The organism is Pseudomonas sp. SDO5271_S396, assembly GCF_054071795.1.
Window position 1 is genome coordinate 83,058 of the sequence record NZ_JBSVWB010000012.1, and the last position, 15,500, is coordinate 98,557.

At 60.1% G+C, this 15,500-nt stretch carries 15 protein-coding genes and 1 tRNA gene; 6 read left to right on the plus strand and 10 right to left on the minus strand.

The genetic code is table 11. The annotated features are described in order from the left end of the window. The first annotated feature begins 3 nt into the window (after nt 1-3). Nucleotides 4-1,110 (plus strand): NAD(P)/FAD-dependent oxidoreductase, encoded by a 1,107-nt coding sequence (locus tag ACW9IN_RS11585; protein WP_457365990.1) that lies wholly within the window; start codon nt 4-6, stop codon nt 1,108-1,110. A gap of 293 nt (nt 1,111-1,403) precedes the next feature. Here the strand turns inward: ACW9IN_RS11585 and ACW9IN_RS11590 are convergent, their stop codons facing one another. The 6 genes from ACW9IN_RS11590 to ACW9IN_RS11615 form a co-directional block, all read right to left on the minus strand. Then, nucleotides 1,404-2,012: a hypothetical protein gene (locus tag ACW9IN_RS11590; protein ID WP_457365991.1), complete on the minus strand. Its 609-nt coding sequence runs from the start codon at nt 2,010-2,012 to the stop codon at nt 1,404-1,406. A gap of 50 nt (nt 2,013-2,062) precedes the next feature. After that, on the minus strand, nt 2,063-2,473 hold the full coding sequence (locus ACW9IN_RS11595) for a hypothetical protein (protein ID WP_457365992.1): 411 nt from the start codon (nt 2,471-2,473) through the stop codon (nt 2,063-2,065). A 2-nt stretch (nt 2,474-2,475) separates the two neighbouring features. Further along, the gene (locus tag ACW9IN_RS11600; protein ID WP_457365993.1) at nt 2,476-2,736 is read right to left on the minus strand and encodes a polymorphic toxin type 30 domain-containing protein; all 261 of its coding nucleotides are present in this window, start codon (nt 2,734-2,736) and stop codon (nt 2,476-2,478) included. A 101-nt stretch (nt 2,737-2,837) separates the two neighbouring features. Then, on the minus strand, nt 2,838-3,785 hold the full coding sequence (locus tag ACW9IN_RS11605) for a DUF637 domain-containing protein (RefSeq protein WP_457365994.1): 948 nt from the start codon (nt 3,783-3,785) through the stop codon (nt 2,838-2,840). A 29-nt stretch (nt 3,786-3,814) separates the two neighbouring features. Then, nucleotides 3,815-3,890: transfer RNA gene (locus tag ACW9IN_RS11610), tRNA-Asn, on the minus strand. 79 nt (nt 3,891-3,969) lie between these two features. Then, entirely contained in the window at nt 3,970-4,860 is an 891-nt protein-coding gene (locus ACW9IN_RS11615; protein ID WP_457365995.1) for a LysR family transcriptional regulator, read from the minus strand. A 101-nt stretch (nt 4,861-4,961) separates the two neighbouring features. Here ACW9IN_RS11615 and lldD point away from each other — a divergent pair, with 101 nt between their 5' ends. After that, nucleotides 4,962-6,092: an FMN-dependent L-lactate dehydrogenase LldD gene (gene lldD, locus ACW9IN_RS11620; RefSeq protein WP_457365996.1), complete on the plus strand. Its 1,131-nt coding sequence runs from the start codon at nt 4,962-4,964 to the stop codon at nt 6,090-6,092. Here the strand turns inward: lldD and ACW9IN_RS11625 are convergent. Genes ACW9IN_RS11625 through ACW9IN_RS11635 form a run of 3 tightly spaced genes read right to left on the minus strand, consistent with a single transcriptional unit; the run spans nt 6,089 to nt 9,665 of the window. Continuing rightward, on the minus strand, nt 6,089-7,321 hold the full coding sequence (locus ACW9IN_RS11625) for a CaiB/BaiF CoA transferase family protein (RefSeq protein WP_457365997.1): 1,233 nt from the start codon (nt 7,319-7,321) through the stop codon (nt 6,089-6,091). The genes lldD and ACW9IN_RS11625 overlap by 4 nt on opposite strands. Before the next feature lie 26 nt (nt 7,322-7,347). Continuing rightward, nucleotides 7,348-8,877, minus strand: coding sequence for a 3-hydroxyacyl-CoA dehydrogenase (locus tag ACW9IN_RS11630; protein ID WP_457365998.1), 1,530 nt, complete (start codon nt 8,875-8,877; stop codon nt 7,348-7,350). Between the two features lie 2 nt (nt 8,878-8,879). Further along, nucleotides 8,880-9,665: an enoyl-CoA hydratase gene (locus ACW9IN_RS11635; protein ID WP_457365999.1), complete on the minus strand. Its 786-nt coding sequence runs from the start codon at nt 9,663-9,665 to the stop codon at nt 8,880-8,882. 258 nt (nt 9,666-9,923) lie between these two features. Here ACW9IN_RS11635 and ACW9IN_RS11640 point away from each other — a divergent pair, with 258 nt between their 5' ends. The 4 genes from ACW9IN_RS11640 (at nt 9,924) to ACW9IN_RS11655 (ending at nt 14,568) form a co-directional block, all read left to right on the plus strand. Beyond that, a complete protein-coding gene (locus ACW9IN_RS11640; RefSeq protein ID WP_457366000.1) occupies nt 9,924-10,781 on the plus strand; it encodes an IclR family transcriptional regulator in 858 nt (285 codons plus the stop codon). Between the two features lie 69 nt (nt 10,782-10,850). Further along, nucleotides 10,851-12,005 carry an acyl-CoA dehydrogenase family protein gene (locus ACW9IN_RS11645; RefSeq protein ID WP_457366001.1) on the plus strand — a complete coding sequence of 385 codons (1,155 nt, stop codon included), beginning with the start codon at nt 10,851-10,853 and terminating at the stop codon, nt 12,003-12,005. 53 nt (nt 12,006-12,058) lie between these two features. Beyond that, nucleotides 12,059-13,333 carry an MFS transporter gene (locus ACW9IN_RS11650; RefSeq protein WP_457366002.1) on the plus strand — a complete coding sequence of 425 codons (1,275 nt, stop codon included), beginning with the start codon at nt 12,059-12,061 and terminating at the stop codon, nt 13,331-13,333. A 308-nt stretch (nt 13,334-13,641) separates the two neighbouring features. Then, nucleotides 13,642-14,568, plus strand: a complete 927-nt coding sequence (locus tag ACW9IN_RS11655) for a GGDEF domain-containing protein (protein ID WP_457366003.1) — start codon at nt 13,642-13,644, stop codon at nt 14,566-14,568. Nucleotides 14,569-14,672: 104 nt separating this feature from the next. On the opposite strand, the gene ACW9IN_RS11660 is transcribed toward ACW9IN_RS11655, so the two are convergent. Next, entirely contained in the window at nt 14,673-15,440 is a 768-nt protein-coding gene (locus ACW9IN_RS11660) for a TenA family transcriptional regulator (protein WP_457366029.1), read from the minus strand. Between the last annotated feature and the right edge of the window lie 60 nt (nt 15,441-15,500).

Below are 15,500 nucleotides of genomic sequence, written 5' to 3' on the forward strand. Positions count from 1 at the left end.
ACAGTGAGTGTCGATATCGAATGCGTTGTCGTAGGTGCGGGAGTGGTCGGCCTTGCCGTCGCACGCGAAATGGCGCTGGCAGGTCATGAGGTGCTGGTCATTGAAGCCGGGGAAGCCATTGGTATCGGCACAAGCTCGCGCAACTCCGAAGTCATCCACGCGGGTATCTACTACCCGCCGGGAAGCCTCAAAGCCCGATTGTGTGTGGAGGGCAAGCATGCGCTGTATGCCTACTGCGAAAGCCACGGTGTCAGTACACGCAGGACCGGAAAACTGATCGTCGCCAAAGACGCAGAACAAATTCGTCAGCTTGAGGCTTTGCTCGAGCGTGGGCTGGCCAATGGCGTAGATGATTTGCAACTGCTGAATCGCGAGCAGGCACTGGCTCTTGAGCCGGAGCTTGAGTGCGTCGCCGCGTTGTATTCGCCCTCAACCGGCATCGTGGACTCGCATGCACTGATGTTGGCACTGCAGGGAGATGCCGAAGCAGCCGGAACCAGCATCGCGTTTTTCTCGCCGCTACTCAGTGCGGAAGTGACCGCCGCAGGTTTCCTTTTGCATGTTGGAGGCGCAGCGCCGATGTCCCTGTCCTGCCGCTTGCTGATCAATGCCGCCGGGTTGCAGGCACCGGCTTTGGCGAGGCGTATGGAAGGCTTGCCGCAACAAACAGTGCCTCAGGACTACCTGTGCAAAGGCAGTTACTTCAGTTGCTCCAAACGCGTGCCTTTCACCCATCTCATCTATCCCGCGCCCGAAGCTGCCGGCCTCGGTGTACACATGACGGTGGACCTGGGTGGGCAAGCCCGTTTCGGTCCAGATACCGAATGGGTCGAAACCGAGCGTTATGACGTACTCCCCGGCCGCGCGGACAGTTTCTACTCAGCCATTCGCAGCTACTGGCCCGGGCTGCCGGATAACAGCTTGCAGCCGGGGTACAGTGGTATTCGCCCAAAAATCTCGGCACCCGGCGAGCCGGCCCGCGACTTCCTCATCAGCAGTGAACAGGAGCATGGCATCCCCGGGTTGATCAACCTCTTCGGCATCGAATCCCCGGGCCTGACCTCGTGCCTTGCAATCGCCAGGCAAACCAGAGCGCTCATTCAACCCTAGCCACCGCTTTCAGGTACGACAGCAACTACGCGTGGCTGTCGCCTACCGGCTATCGAACAGCAACGATCAGTGATCGAGTTACTCAACGAAGACATCGTCGCAATCAACACATTGAACGCACAATCCGTTGAGTGTTTGAACTCCACCCTCGCTGCTTGCAATGAACCGGGGCTTCAGTTTTCTCGACTATCGCGGCTCGTAGCCTCGTTTCGGGTCTGAGGCTTCGTTGTGGGAGATAAAACGCGCCGGGGTCTAAGGCTGAAACGACGATTGCGGCGTTACTTTAAAAAATCTCAGCCATCAGGAAACTCCACATAGGCTATGACCTTGCCGAACGGGGCACTCGCCATACCCACCGGCACTGCCATTCCGGTATATCCAGGTACGGGGGCGTTCACGGTCAATACCGTCGCGCCTGGCGACTGATTATCCGCAGCCACAATCAGAAAATACCTGCCGTCGGCCGGAGCAACGCCGGACCATTCGATCACCAACGGATTACGCCCGGCGAGGTGGTCTGCAACCACACTACCCTGCCCATCAACCACCGCCACGCGCGGCTTCAATATTGTTTTCGAAAACCCGAAACACATGTTATTGCACATCGAAATGACGTTGATGACGTAGGTTTGGCCTTTGCGCAGAGTGAAGTCGAACACCCGGTAGTTACCGGGCGCCTGACCCACCTCGAGTCGAGGGTCCGTTGCGCCGATCTCCCAGCGTTTTGGAAATAGACCACGATCAACCGGCAACGGCGTTGCACTAGCCAACTGGATGGCTTGCTCGAATGAATGTGCAATAGGCGTAGTGGACGAGCTGACGGCCTCTTGATTGATAGCTAAGTGGTTTGTACAGCCCGTCAGGAATGAAAGAACAATAACGGGCATCAGGAATTTCAACATTGATGATCCTTAGGAAGGCAGGCAATTATTCGCATCTATGTCGCCGCTAATTAGCGCATACCAATATACGGGTCTGATACAGAGCCACCAAACTCGGATAACGCGAGTGATATCTCGTTAAACACCTCCGGTGACACGTCTTTAGGCGAGCGAGAGGCCAGGAAAGTATTGATCGCTTCAAGCCCTAAGCTCGCCATAATGCTAATAACCTCTTCAGCCTGCTCCAGATCATGACCATTCCATAAAGACAACAAGCAATGTTCAATTCGCTCTCTGAGACTATCGTCTAACAAACTATAGGTATGCCACTGTCGCTCACTCAATTGCACCAATGACTTTATAAGCTCCTCGCCGCCGTTTTTTTCAGGTTCGAACTCATTCAACAATTCTGCAAACGCCATTTCAAGTCCCTCCTTGGTCATGGAATCTGGCAGCGACGCATAATATTCAAAATTTTTCATGCTTAGAAATCCACGGGTATATGCGTTATATTCGAAGGCCTCCGGTAAAGCACGCCGTCTTGACCCAGCAATTTATTTCCTATTTTTATTTGCGCGGTCCATCCAGCTCCCGAGTTCGAACCTACATGATTTATGGCAGCGTTCGCATCCGGAGCATGCCACTTTATCTCGACCCGCTGGCCATTCAATGTGTACTGGAACTTGCTACCGTCGGTGATAGTAGCTGAAGGTTTGAATAGATCTGCCGTGCCAGGCGGAACCAATTTCTGTAAGTCTGCGGCGTTAATCCTACCATTATTAATAAAACCCTTAGCTGAAGCTTGAGCATCAAAAAAGGCCGGTGATTTACTTGGTCCAGGTTGATTTAAGTAGCCAAAATCACCATCTGCTTGCGACGCAGGGGAACCCGGTTTGAGGGCGGTGCAACAGTTGGCCCACTCCTGTCAACTGTAGTACCACCACCTTTTGCCGCATTAAACGCCGCAACGCCCAATCTGACTGCAACGACAAGCGCTGCAGCACGCTCAGGAGACATACCAAACTTGGAGGCCAAAAGCTCGGTAACTGTACCCGATGTAACGCCTGCCAAGTCATTCTGAAAGCCATAATTTTCGGCAATCAGCCTATTAAGCATGTTCGCAACGGCAGGAGGTGCACTGGCGGCCATGTCCTTGAATCTGGCCGAGTCCACCTCCGCATCGTTGACCAGTTTCGAGATGCGTGCACAGGCGTTTATGTCATCCGCACAGGCGACAAAGGCCTCAACCGTCTGCTTCGCGCTCAGATCGTGGTATTTCGTGTAACCATCTTCTGCACATTTTGTGTCGTTACCGCAGCCTAAAAGCTCCTTGGACGCCCGCTCCAAATCCGAATGGCTCAGGTAGTTGTACTGCGTGGCGTTTGCGGCGATGTTCGCTGCAATTTCCGGATCGCCTCCTGTCACCACGGCAGCCAATACGCCCATTAGCTGTGACATCGCCAACAGGTTGACCTGCGCCTGCTGATTACCCGGCAGATTCGGGTTGTAGTTGTCTGGCAGTGCCAGCTTCGCGAGGTATTGCACCAATGCTTCATTGGCGCCGCCAGCCAAGGCACCGGTCTGGAAGTCTCCCCCCATGGCCATCGACTTCAACCCACCCAACAGCGCATGCGCAGCAATTTTGGTAAGGCTGCCGTCGACCAGGTTGGTGTTGCCAATCTCCTTGGCCGCTACGGCCCCAGCAATACTGATCACCGAGCCCAGCAGATTGTTGGCGTTGCGCTGCGCCCTTAGATCCCCCTGGAAAAATCCAAGGCAAAAAAAAGCCTGCATCGCTGCAGGCTTCTCTTTATGTCGCTATCTGGCTCCACGACCTGGACTCGAACCAGGGACCCAATGATTAACAGTCATTTGCTCTACCAACTGAGCTATCGCGGAATGCGCCGTATGTTACTGATTAAAAAGGACAAGTCAAGCGCAACCTGAACGTTCGGTGGATTATCCGGATGGTCGGTCCCTACCCCTGCGGCGGGCTGGCCATTTCCTTGGCCAAATCCAGCCAGGCGCGGGCGGCGGGTGGCAGGTGGGCGCTGGCGCGCCAGGCCAGGGCGATGTGCCAGTCGGTGTGGGGTTCGTCCAGGGGGATCAAGGCAATGCCGGGGTGCTGATGCTTGTGCGCCAGCATGCGCGGCAAGAACGCAACGCCCAGCCCTGCCGATACCAGGTCGACAATAAAGTCGATCTGCCCGCTGCGTGCCGTCACGCGCGGGGTCACGCCTTTGCGTTCGCAGGCCGCGAGGATCTTGGCGTTCAGCGCGAAGCCTGCCTCGAACAAGATGAACGGCGTGTCCGCCAACCCGGGGAAATCGATGCGCTTGCGCCGCGCCAGCGGATGGCTCACCGGCAAGACCGCCATCAGCGGTTCGTTGCGCACCGGCTGGTAGTCGAATCCTTCGTCCACCGGCAATAACAGCGCCGCCAGGTCGACTTCCCCCGCTTCCAGGCATTCACGCAGTTTTTTGCTGCCGTGTTCGGTGAGTTCGATATCGATGTCGGGATAGCGGCTGCGGTAAGTGGCGAACATCGCCGCGAACAACACGCCACACCCCACCGGCGGCAGGCCGATGCGCAACCGGCCGCGCTTGAGGCCACGCAGGTCGTTGATCTCGGCAATCAGGTCGGTGCGTTCGGCCAGCAGCACCAGTGCGCGACGGTAGGCAATTTCGCCGGCAGCGGTAAGTTCGTTCTTATGGCCCAGACGATTGAGCAACGGCGTGCCCAGTTCGTCTTCCAGGGTCTTGACCGCCTTGCTGACCGTGGACTGGGTGAGCGAGACCACCTCGGCCGCCTGGGAAAAACCACCCTGGCGCACCACTTCGACAAAGGCACGCAGTGTTCTCAGGTTCATTCGTATTCCTTTTACGACTTGGATGTAGCGATAAAAGTTGTTTTTATCATGACACAACTTTACCTATCGTGAGCCCACCTTGACCCGTGGAGACAACGCTCATGATCATCTCGTCCGCATCCGACTACCGTGAAGCCGCCCGGCGCAAATTGCCGCGTTTTCTGTTCGACTACATCGACGGCGGCGCCTACGCCGAACACACCTTGCGCGCCAACAGCGCGGACCTCTCGGAGATCAGCCTGCGCCAGCGCATCCTGCGCAACGTCGACAGCCTCAGCCTGAAGACCACGCTGTTCGGCCAGGAACAGGCGCTGCCGATCATCCTCAGTCCCGTGGGCCTTACCGGCATGTATGCGCGGCGTGGTGAGGTACAGGCGGCCAAGGCGGCGGCGGCCAAGGGCATTCCGTTCTGCCTGTCGACCGTGTCGGTGTGTTCGATTGAAGAAGTGGCGTCGCAAAGCCCGCAATCGATCTGGTTCCAGCTCTACGTGCTGAAGGATCGCGGCTTCATGCGCAACGCCCTGGAGCGCGCGCAGGCCGCCGGCGTGACCACGCTGGTGTTCACCGTCGACATGCCCACCCCCGGCGCGCGCTACCGGGATGCACACTCGGGCATGTCCGGCCCCTTTGCGGCGTCGCGGCGCATCCTGCAAGCCACCACCAAGCCGGATTGGGCGTTCAACGTCGGCATCCTCGGTCGCCCCCATGACCTGGGCAACATCTCCAAGTACCTGGGCAAAGCCACCACCCTGGAGGATTACGTCGGTTGGTTGGCGAACAACTTCGACCCGTCCATCAGTTGGAAAGACCTGGAGTGGATCCGTGACTTCTGGAAAGGCCCGATGATCATCAAAGGCATCCTCGATCCGCAGGACGCCAAGGATGCCGTGAGTTTCGGCGCCGACGGCATAGTGGTCTCCAACCATGGCGGCCGCCAGTTGGACGGCGTGCTCTCCACCGCCAAAGCCTTGCCGCCGATTGCCGATGCGGTGGGCGATGACCTCACGGTGCTGGTCGACTCCGGCATCCGTTCCGGGCTGGACGTGGTGCGCATGCTCGCTCTCGGTGCCAAGGCGTGCCTGCTGGGACGCGCGACCGTCTACGCGCTGGCCGCCGAGGGCCAGGCCGGTGTGGAGAACATGCTGGAGATCTTCGCCCAGGAAATGCGCGTGGCCATGACCCTTACCGGGGTCACGGCCATCGAACAGATCGACCGCAGTACCCTGGTCTAACCCTGCTGCTCGACGATCCCGCGCGCCTTGAGTTGGGCCAGTTGCTCCAGCGACAAGCCCAACCGCTCACCGAGAATAGCGTCGGTGTGTTGCCCCAGCATGGGCGCGGGCCGCACGTATTCCACCGGAGTGCCGGACATCTTGATCGGGCTGCCGACCATGGCGAAATCCGGGTTCTTCGGGTGGGGGATTTTCACCATCAGGTTTCGCGCAATCACCTGGGGCTCTTCCAGGGATTGAGCGATGGAGTTGATTGCCCCCACCGGCACTTTCGAGGCGTGAATGCATGCCACCCATTCATCGGCACTGCGTTCCAGGAAGTGCGCCGACAGCAACGCAACGATTTCTTCGCGATGGGCCACACGGTCGGCATTGCGCCGAAAGCGCGGGTCTTCCGGCAAGTGCGGCAGGCCGATGCTCTGGCACAGCGCAATGAATTGACTGTCGTTGCCGCAGGCGATGATGAAATCGCGGTCGGCCGCGCGGAACACCTGGTAAGGCACGATGTTGGCGTGGGCATTGCCATACCGCTGCGGCACCTTGCCCGAGGCCAGATAGTTCATGCTCTGGTTGGCCAGGGTCGCGACCTGCACATCCAGCAACGCCATATCGATATGCTGACCGACGCCGGTACGCTCCCGGCTGAGCAGCGCAGCCTGGATCGCCACGGTGGAATACAGGCCGGTCATCAGGTCGGAAAACGCCACGCCGACTTTTTGCGGACCGCCGCCCGGCAAATCATCGCGCTCGCCGGTGATGCTCATCAGGCCGCCGATGCCCTGGATAATGAAGTCGTAACCCGGCTCTTCGGCACGCGGGCCAGTCTGACCGAAGCCGGTGATGGAGCAATACACCAGACGCGGATTGATCTCGGCCAGGGTCGCGTAGTCCAGGCCGTAGCGAGCCAGGGAGCCGGCTTTATAGTTCTCGATCAAGACATCCGAGCTGGCGGCCAGCGCGCGGACCAATTCCTGGCCTTCGGGGCTGGCCAGGTCGATGGCCACGGATAATTTGCCGCGATTGGTCGACTGATAATACGAAGCCTCGCCGGACGATTCGCCGGTCTCGGCCTTCATCCATGGAGGGCCCCAGCTACGGGTGTCGTCGCCGCTTTTAGGGCGCTCGATCTTGACCACTTCCGCGCCGAGGTCGGCCAACACCTGGCCACACCAGGGACCGGCCAACACACGGCTTAAATCCAGTACCCGCAAACCTGTCAATGCACCCATTGTTCTTGTCCTGTGAGGTTGGGAAATCAGCCGATTGCCGGCTCTTCATGGCGCAGGGAAACCCCCAGCATCGCCCGCCGCCGCAACCAGGGACTGGGGCGATAACGCGGGTCGTGGGTGAGTTCGCTCATGCGCTGCAAAATCGTGAGAATGCGCCGTGGGCCCAGGGCATCGCCCCAGGCCAACGGCCCGTTGGGATAACCCAGGCCCAGTTGCACGGCCTGGTCGATATCCTCGACGCTGGCAATGCGCTGCTGGGCGATGTCACAGGCCAGGTTGACCACCATCGCCAGCGTACGCTGGGCCACGAAACCCACGCTGTCGCCGATCAGCGTGACGCCCACGCCGTCTGCCGCCAACAAGGCGTGGGCCGCGTCGCGCAGGGTCGCCGAGGTCAACGGGGTTTGCATCAAGGTGCGGTGGCGTGACAGGTCGGTCAGCAGGTCGATGCACAAGGTGCGCGCGGGATCGGTATCGAAACGCACGCAGGCGCTGGTGGCATCGCGGCCATAAGGCGCCAACAGGCACAACGCCGAGGGCGACGGTTGCGCGGTCTGTTCCAGGTGGGCGCCCAGGTCGATCACCAGGGCACTCAAGCGCTCGTAATCTTCACTGTTTTCAGTGGCGATCCACACCGGCGGCAGTTGTTGCACCGTGGGCACGGCCTGGGGTTGGGGCGCGTTGATGAGCTGGCCGTTTTCATAGTGATAGAAGCCCTGCCCGGTCTTGCGCCCGAGGCGCCCGCCCGCCAGCATCTGCCGGGTCAGGGTCGACGGCCTGTAGCGCGGGTCCTGATAGAACTGGTTGTAGATCGATTCCATTACCGGGTGGGACACGTCAAGGCCGGTAAGGTCCAGCAACTCGAACGGCCCCATGCGAAACCCGGCGCCGTCGCGCAGGATGCGGTCGATATCACCCCGCTCGGCGATGCCCTCCTCGAGCATTTTCAGGGCTTCGGTGCCATAGGCACGGCCCGCGTGGTTGACGATGAAACCCGGCGTGTCCTTGGCCCGCACACCGCGATGGCCGATGCGCGCCACCAGCGCCAATAACGCATCACCGACCGCCGGCGCGGTGGCCAGGCCGTCGATCACCTCCACCACGCGCATCAGCGGTACCGGGTTGAAAAAGTGCAGGCCGGCCACGCGCTCAGGGTGCCGGCAACCGGTGGCGATAGCGGTGACAGACAGCGATGAGGTATTGGTCGCCAGAATGCAATCCGGGCTCACGATGCCTTCCAGCTGTTGCAACAGGCTGCGTTTGGCGTCGAGGTTTTCCACGATGGCTTCGACAATCACATCGCAATCGCCCAAATCATCGAGGACCTCGGCAACCTGCAGGTTGGCCAGCGCCGCGTCCATCACCGATTGGTTGATCTTGCCCTTGCCCACCAACTTGGCAAAGGTGCCGCCGAGGGTGTCCCGGGCGGTTTGCGCAGCGCCGTCGCGGGCGTCGAACAAGCGCACCACCACACCGGCCTGGGCGGCAATTTGCGCAATGCCCGCGCCCATCACCCCCGTGCCCACCAGCCCCATCGTATTTAGGGTATCGGTCATGTTTATTCCCCCCGGTAGTGCGGCGTGCGTTTCTCGAAGAACGCCGCAGCGCCCTCCTTCTGGTCCCTGGAATCGAACAGCAACTGAAAGGCCTTGCGCTCGAGCATCAGCGCACTGTCCAGCGGCAGGTCGGCCCCGCCCAGCATCACTTCCTTGATCTGCTCCACCGCCAGCGGCGGCAGTGCGGCAATCTGCGCAGCCAGTTCCAGGGCACGTGGCAATGTCTGGTCGTCGCTGACCATTTCACTGAGCATTCCCATGGCCAAGGCTTCGGGTGCGCTGACCATGCACCCGGTCAGCGCGATGCGCATGGCCTGGAATTTACCCACGGCGCGTATCAAACGCTGGGTGCCGCCTGCACCGGGCATCAAGCCCAGTTTTACTTCCGGCTGGGCAAAGCGGGCCGACTCGCCGGCCACGATCAAGTCGCAATGCATCGCCAGCTCGCAGCCTCCGCCGAGGGCGAAGCCATTGACGGCGGCAATCACCGGCTTGGGGCAGCGGCTGATGGCTTCCCACAGGTATTCGGTGTGACGGCGGTACATATCGATGGCGCCCGCACTGGCGAACTCCTTGATATCCGCACCGGCCACGAAGAACTGCTCGCCACCGGTCAACACGATGGCGCGTACATCCTGACGGCGGGCCAATGCGCGGAAATGCTCGGCGAGGGCTTCACGTACCTGGGTATTCAGCGCGTTTTTCACTTCAGGCCGGTGGATACGGACCACGGCCACGCCGTTGTCCTGGACATCGAGGGTCACTACGGATGGGTCAACGCTGGTCACATTCACTCCTGCTGCCTTGTTCTTGTCGGTGAATTGCTAGTTTCGCTATGCGAAATAACATTCCGTATTTCAAGATAATCATAAGGACCGGCCCCATGGGTGTAAACGTAAAAACCAGAAAGCCTGCTGAAACGCTGGATAACTCGCTGTTTTAAAGAGATTTATTCAAGCCAAGAATCAAGCAACAACAAGTTGATTAGTTTCGCAGTGCGGAATACTATTTTGTTTTGTTGATTTTATAAAAAAATGAGGATTACCATGCGCCGTCGAAACCCGGGCCCGGACACCACCGAAGTGCCCGCCGACACCACCGCCTTCGAGCACGTGATGATCGATCCGATGAATAACGATGAGGAGGAAGACAAGGACCGCCAGTTCGTCACCGCCTTGTCCCGTGGCCTGGAACTGCTGCGCTGTTTCACGCCGAGCGAGAGCGTGCTGGGCAACCAGGAACTGGCGCGCAAGACCGGCCTGCCGAAACCGACGATCACCCGCATGACCCACACGCTGACCCGTCTGGGTTACCTCAAGCACCTGCCGCAGTCAGGCCGGTACCAGTTGGATGTGGGCGTGATGGCCTTCGGTTACGCGATGTTGTCGAACCTGTCGATCCGCGCCGTGGCTCATCCGTTGATGGAGACCATGGCCAGGTACGCCCAGGCCGCCGTCGCAATGGCCACCCGCGACCGTCTGGATGCGGTGTACCTGGATGTGGTCCAGGGCGAGGCGAACATGACCATGCGCCGCCAGGTCGGTACACGGTTGCCGTTGCACTTGAGTTCAGCAGGCCGCGCCTGCCTGGCAGCGATGCCGGAAAACGAGCGGGATTTCATCCTCGACCATATCCGCCAGCGTCATCTGGAGGAATGGCCGGCGATCCGCAAGGGGCTGGAACGCGCCTTCCGGGACTACACCGATTACGGCTATTGCATGTCGATCGGTGAGTGGCACCGCGATGTCAACGCCATCGCCGTACCACTGCGGCACGCACAACACGGCTTGCTGGCGTTCAACTGTGGCGGACCGAGTTTTCACCTCTCGCGGGAGAAACTCGAAGACGACATCGGCCCGCGCCTCAAGCACATGGTTCACAACATCGAGGCCGCCACCCGCTGACCGGGCAGGTGCATGGCCTCGGCAGATCGACGCTAACAGGCCCGCCGGGCGGGCCGCTGAGGAATGCACATGATTCGAGACGCACAAACGCTCCACATCCTGGTGGACGCCATTGCGCAGTTCGTCAACGAAGCGCTGATCCCGCGGGAACACGAAGTCGCCGATACCGACGAAATCCCGGCGGACATCGTCAGCCAATTCAAGGAAATGGGCCTGTTCGGCCTCACCCTTCCCGAAGCCTATGGCGGCCTTGGGCTGACCATGGAAGAAGAGGTGACCATCGCCTTTGAACTGGGGCGCACCTCCCCGGCCTTCCGCTCCTACTTCGGCACCAACAATGGCATCGGCTCCATCGGCATTCTGCTGGATGGCACCGAGGCGCAAAAAGCCCACTACCTGCCCCTGCTGGCCAGTGGCGAATTGCTCAGCTCGTTCTGCCTTACCGAACCGGACTCCGGCTCCGATGCGGCCTCGCTGAAAACCACCGCCGTGCGCGACGGCGACCACTACGTGATCAACGGCACCAAGCGCTTCATCACCAATGCGCCCCATGCCGGGATCTTCACGGTCATGGCGCGCACCGACGCCACCCTCAAGGGTTCCGGCGGAATCAGCGCGTTTATCGTCGAACGCAACACGCCAGGCCTGTCCCTGGGCAAACGCGACCACAAGATGGGCCAGCAAGGCGCCCACACCAGCGATGTGATCTTCGACAACGTGCGCGTGCCGGCCAGCCAGTTGATCGGCGGCGTCGAAGGCGTGGGTTTCAAGACCGCCATGAAGGTGCTCGACAAAGGCCGCCTGCATATCGCCGCCGTCAGCGTCGGCGCCGCCGAACGCATGTTGAGCGACGCCCTGAACTACGCCATCGAACGCAAGCAGTTCGGCCAGCCGATCGCCGAATTCCAGCTGATCCAGGCCATGCTCGCCGACAGCAAGGCTGAAATCTACGCCGCCCGTTGCATGGTGCTCGATGCCGCCCGCCGCCGTGATGAAGGCCAGGACATCGGCACCGAAGCCTCTTGCTCGAAAATGTTCGCCACCGAAATGTGCGGCCGCGTTGCCGACCGCTGCGTACAGATTCACGGCGGCGCCGGCTACATCAGCGAATACGCCATCGAGCGCTTCTACCGGGATGTGCGCTTGTTCCGCCTGTATGAAGGCACCACACAGATCCAGCAGTTGGTGATTGCCCGCAACATGATTCGTGCGGCGCAGCGCTAAAACTATTGCAACCCCCCTACCCAGCGCCCCAACAACTACAAAAAGGTATCGCTATGGAAGTCGCCGCATCGGCGGGTGCGTTGTCGCCCGCAAAAAGCAAATTGTGGATTGTCGTTTTCATTTTCTGTTTCCTCGGCCTGTTGATCGATGGCGCAGACCTGATGCTGTTGTCCTATAGCCTCAGCAGCCTCAAGGCCGAGTTCGGCCTGAGCAGCGTCGAAGCCGGCAGCCTGGGCAGCTTCACCCTGGCCGGCATGGCCATCGGGGGGATCTACGGCGGTTGGGCCTGCGACCGCTTCGGCCGTGTGAAAACCGTGGTGTGGAGCATCACGCTGTTCTCCGTCGGTACCGCCGTGCTGGGCCTGACCCACAGCTATTGGCAGTTTGCGGCCACACGCTTTTTCGCCTCCCTCGGCCTGGGCGCGCTCTACGTGGCGTGCAATACGCTGATGGCCGAATACGTGCCGACCCGCTACCGCACCACCGTGCTGGGTACCCTGCAGGCCGGCTGGTCGGTGGGTTACATCGTCGCCACCCTGCTGGCCGGCTGGATCCTGCCCGAGCACGGCTGGCGCTGGCTGTTCTACGTGGCCATCATCCCGGTGATCCTTGCCGTACTGATGCAACGCCTGGTTCCCGAACCCCAGGCCTGGCTGACCGCCCGGGCCGAACGGGCACGCGAGAAAGCCAACGGTGCCCCGCAGCCCCTGAAGAAAAAGCCCGACGGCATGTTCAAACTGATCTTCAGCGACCCGAAGGCCAGCCGCATGTTCCTGCTCTGGGCCCTGACGGCGGGCTTCCTGCAGTTCGGTTACTACGGCGTGAACAACTGGATGCCGTCCTACCTTGAAAGCGAGCTGGGGATGAACTTCAAGTCGATGACCAGCTACATGGTCGGCACCTATGCGGCGATGATCTTCGGCAAGATCCTCGCAGGGCTGGCGGCGGACCGCCTGGGCCGTCGCGCCGTCTTCGCATTCGGCGCCCTGGGCACTGCGATCTTCCTGCCGGTGATCGTGCTGTTCCAGAGTCCCGAGAACATCTTGTGGATGCTGGTGGTGTTCGGCTTCCTGTATGGGATTCCCTATGGCGTCAACGCCACTTACATGACCGAAAGCTTCGAAGCGAAGTTTCGCGGTTCGGCAGTGGGCGGTGCCTACAACATTGGCCGTATCGGTGCAGCAGTGGCGCCGGCGGCCATCGGGTTCCTCGCGTCCCACGGCTCGATCGGCATGGGCTTTTTGGTGATGGGCGGCGCGTACTTCATCTGCGGAGTGATCCCGGCGTTGCTGATTCGCGACAAGCAGTTCGACCCGCAAAAACAGTAAGACCCGTCTTACTTGCCAAATAACTGACGTCAGCCTTCAGCGACTGGGTTTAGCGATAAAACCAGTCGCTTGATTTATAAGACTTTTTATTTGTTTGAAATCTTTTGGCATGAATCTCGCTCTAACCCTGTTCAAGCAGGTAAAGCGATGACAAGACGTGCGGCGGTGGCCAGGGGTTATAAACCTTTGGCAAAGGGGTTTAAACTGTTTCCCAATGTTTTACGGAACTGACGGAACAGTAAGACGCTTGGCACTCGCCACTCTCATCCAGCCTGTAAGACAGTTAAGTGCTTAGAGGCCGTCAGCTTATGAAAACACCGACCCAGACCAACGCAATTGACTTCGACAGTGCCAAATTGCAACGCCTGGGCTTCGGACAGCCGTCCCTCCTCCCCCGCCGCCCCACGAATGTGACCCAGCTTCGCCAGCAACTGGGCCTGCAATTGCAGACCAGCCTGGAGCCGGAGCGAATCCTCGGGTTGTTCTTTCGCGAGATCCAGCGCCTGGTGCCACTGGATGCTTTGCAATACCGCCATGAAGCCAGCGATTTACGCCTGGAGTTCGGCCATCGCGGCCACCACTCGGTCAGCTACACCCTGAGCCACGAAGGCGAGCACCTGGGTGAGCTGATCTTTCGCCGTAACCAACGCCTGGTGGAAGAAGAACTCGGCCAGTTGGAATCCCTGCTGGCGACCCTGCTTTACCCGATGCGCAATGCCCTGCTCTATCGCGCCGCCACGCGCAGCGCCCTGCGTGACCCGTTGACCGAAACCGGCAATCGCATCGCCATGGACCAGACCCTGCAACGGGAAATCGACATGGCACGGCGGCACCTGAGTCCGCTGTCCCTGCTGATGCTGGATATCGATCATTTCAAGACCATCAACGACACCCACGGTCACGCCGCCGGCGATAACGTGCTGCGTGCGGTCGCCGGTGCGATCAAAAGCCAGTTGCGCAATGTGGACATGGTGTTTCGGTTTGGCGGGGAAGAGTTTCTGATCCTGCTGTCCAACACCGGCCGGGAAGCGGCGGCGATGGTCGGCGAACGTCTGCGCCAGGCGGCACAGGCCAAGGATTACTGGGCGGACGGCACACGGATCGAATTGACGGTGAGCCTGGGCTGCTCGACCTTGCTGGCCGCCGAGTCGGCCGAGAGCCTGCTGCGCCGTGCGGACAGTGCGTTGTACGTGGCCAAGCGCGAAGGGCGTAACCGGCTGGCGATGGCGGGGTAAACCCCGAAGGTAAAGGCGGTTGTGTCAAGCGGGCTTGCCACGAACCCGCTCGCCACATCAAGCCCCTCTATAGCAAAAACCCCTTGCCATAGAGGGAGATTACATCAAGCCTCGCTGGCCACCCGTGCCTGGCGCTCACGCACGGCTACCGGCGCTTTTTCTTTTTCAAGGCGCATGCAGCTTTCAAGGAACAGGTACATGTAGTCGTAGCTCTTGCACACCGCCTGGCGCAGCTCGGTCTGCAAGGCCTTGCTCGGGTTCATGCCGGCCAGGGTGCAGATGATTTCCAGGGCTTCCCATGGGTGGGCATCGTCGTACTGGGCATGCATCTTCAGCCACTTCATCGCACGCTTGCGCTCCTCTTCGGGGAAGGCCGCCGCATACACGCCAGTGGAACACACCACGGCGGACCACTCCCCAGTGGCCCCCTCGATGGCGTAGTTGGTGGCGGCGATAGCGACGATCAGCGAATCCGCCGAGCTGGTGTGCCAGCACCAGTGGCTCAGGGCATGCAGCTCCGGCGGAACGTTCTGCGCCTGCAGGTCTTCCAGGCTGACGCCATGGGCAGCGGCCCAGTTCACCCAGTAGTCGGCGTGGTTGAGTTCCACACGAATATTGCGCATCAGCCACCGGCGCGCCATATCCTCCCCAGGATGGCGGGCAAACTTGGTCTTGGTGAGGTTCTGTGCCATGTACAAGGCAAACTGTTCCACCACGGGCCAACCACCAATCAGGTAGTGACGCAGGGTCTTGGCGCTGAGCGCGTTGTCGCGCATGCGCTGGTACAGTTCGTGCTCGACAACTCGGCGCTTGCTCTCGCTACAGTCCTGGATCAATTGCTGCGCCCAGGCGGGGTAACTCGAGGCTTCCATAAGCGGGCCGGTTCTGTTGAATGTGTCGATCACTGTAGGGCTCCTTTTTTAGTGTGATTG

What these genes read in the sequence shown, in the direction of transcription:
- lldD (WP_457365996.1), top strand. Translation starts at nt 4,962, where the DNA reads ATGATCATCTCGTCCGCATCCGACTACCGTGAAGCCGCCCGGCGCAAA.
- ACW9IN_RS11640 (WP_457366000.1), top strand. Translation starts at nt 9,924, where the DNA reads ATGCGCCGTCGAAACCCGGGCCCGGACACCACCGAAGTGCCCGCCGAC.
- ACW9IN_RS11590 (WP_457365991.1), bottom strand. Translation starts at nt 2,012, where the DNA reads ATGTTGAAATTCCTGATGCCCGTTATTGTTCTTTCATTCCTGACGGGC.
- ACW9IN_RS11655 (WP_457366003.1), top strand. Translation starts at nt 13,642, where the DNA reads ATGAAAACACCGACCCAGACCAACGCAATTGACTTCGACAGTGCCAAA.
- ACW9IN_RS11660 (WP_457366029.1), bottom strand. Translation starts at nt 15,440, where the DNA reads ATGGAAGCCTCGAGTTACCCCGCCTGGGCGCAGCAATTGATCCAGGAC.
- ACW9IN_RS11630 (WP_457365998.1), bottom strand. Translation starts at nt 8,877, where the DNA reads ATGACCGATACCCTAAATACGATGGGGCTGGTGGGCACGGGGGTGATG.
- ACW9IN_RS11625 (WP_457365997.1), bottom strand. Translation starts at nt 7,321, where the DNA reads ATGGGTGCATTGACAGGTTTGCGGGTACTGGATTTAAGCCGTGTGTTG.
- ACW9IN_RS11650 (WP_457366002.1), top strand. Translation starts at nt 12,059, where the DNA reads ATGGAAGTCGCCGCATCGGCGGGTGCGTTGTCGCCCGCAAAAAGCAAA.
- ACW9IN_RS11605 (WP_457365994.1), bottom strand. Translation starts at nt 3,785, where the DNA reads ATGCAGGCTTTTTTTTGCCTTGGATTTTTCCAGGGGGATCTAAGGGCG.
- ACW9IN_RS11615 (WP_457365995.1), bottom strand. Translation starts at nt 4,860, where the DNA reads ATGAACCTGAGAACACTGCGTGCCTTTGTCGAAGTGGTGCGCCAGGGT.
- ACW9IN_RS11595 (WP_457365992.1), bottom strand. Translation starts at nt 2,473, where the DNA reads ATGAAAAATTTTGAATATTATGCGTCGCTGCCAGATTCCATGACCAAG.
- ACW9IN_RS11645 (WP_457366001.1), top strand. Translation starts at nt 10,851, where the DNA reads ATGATTCGAGACGCACAAACGCTCCACATCCTGGTGGACGCCATTGCG.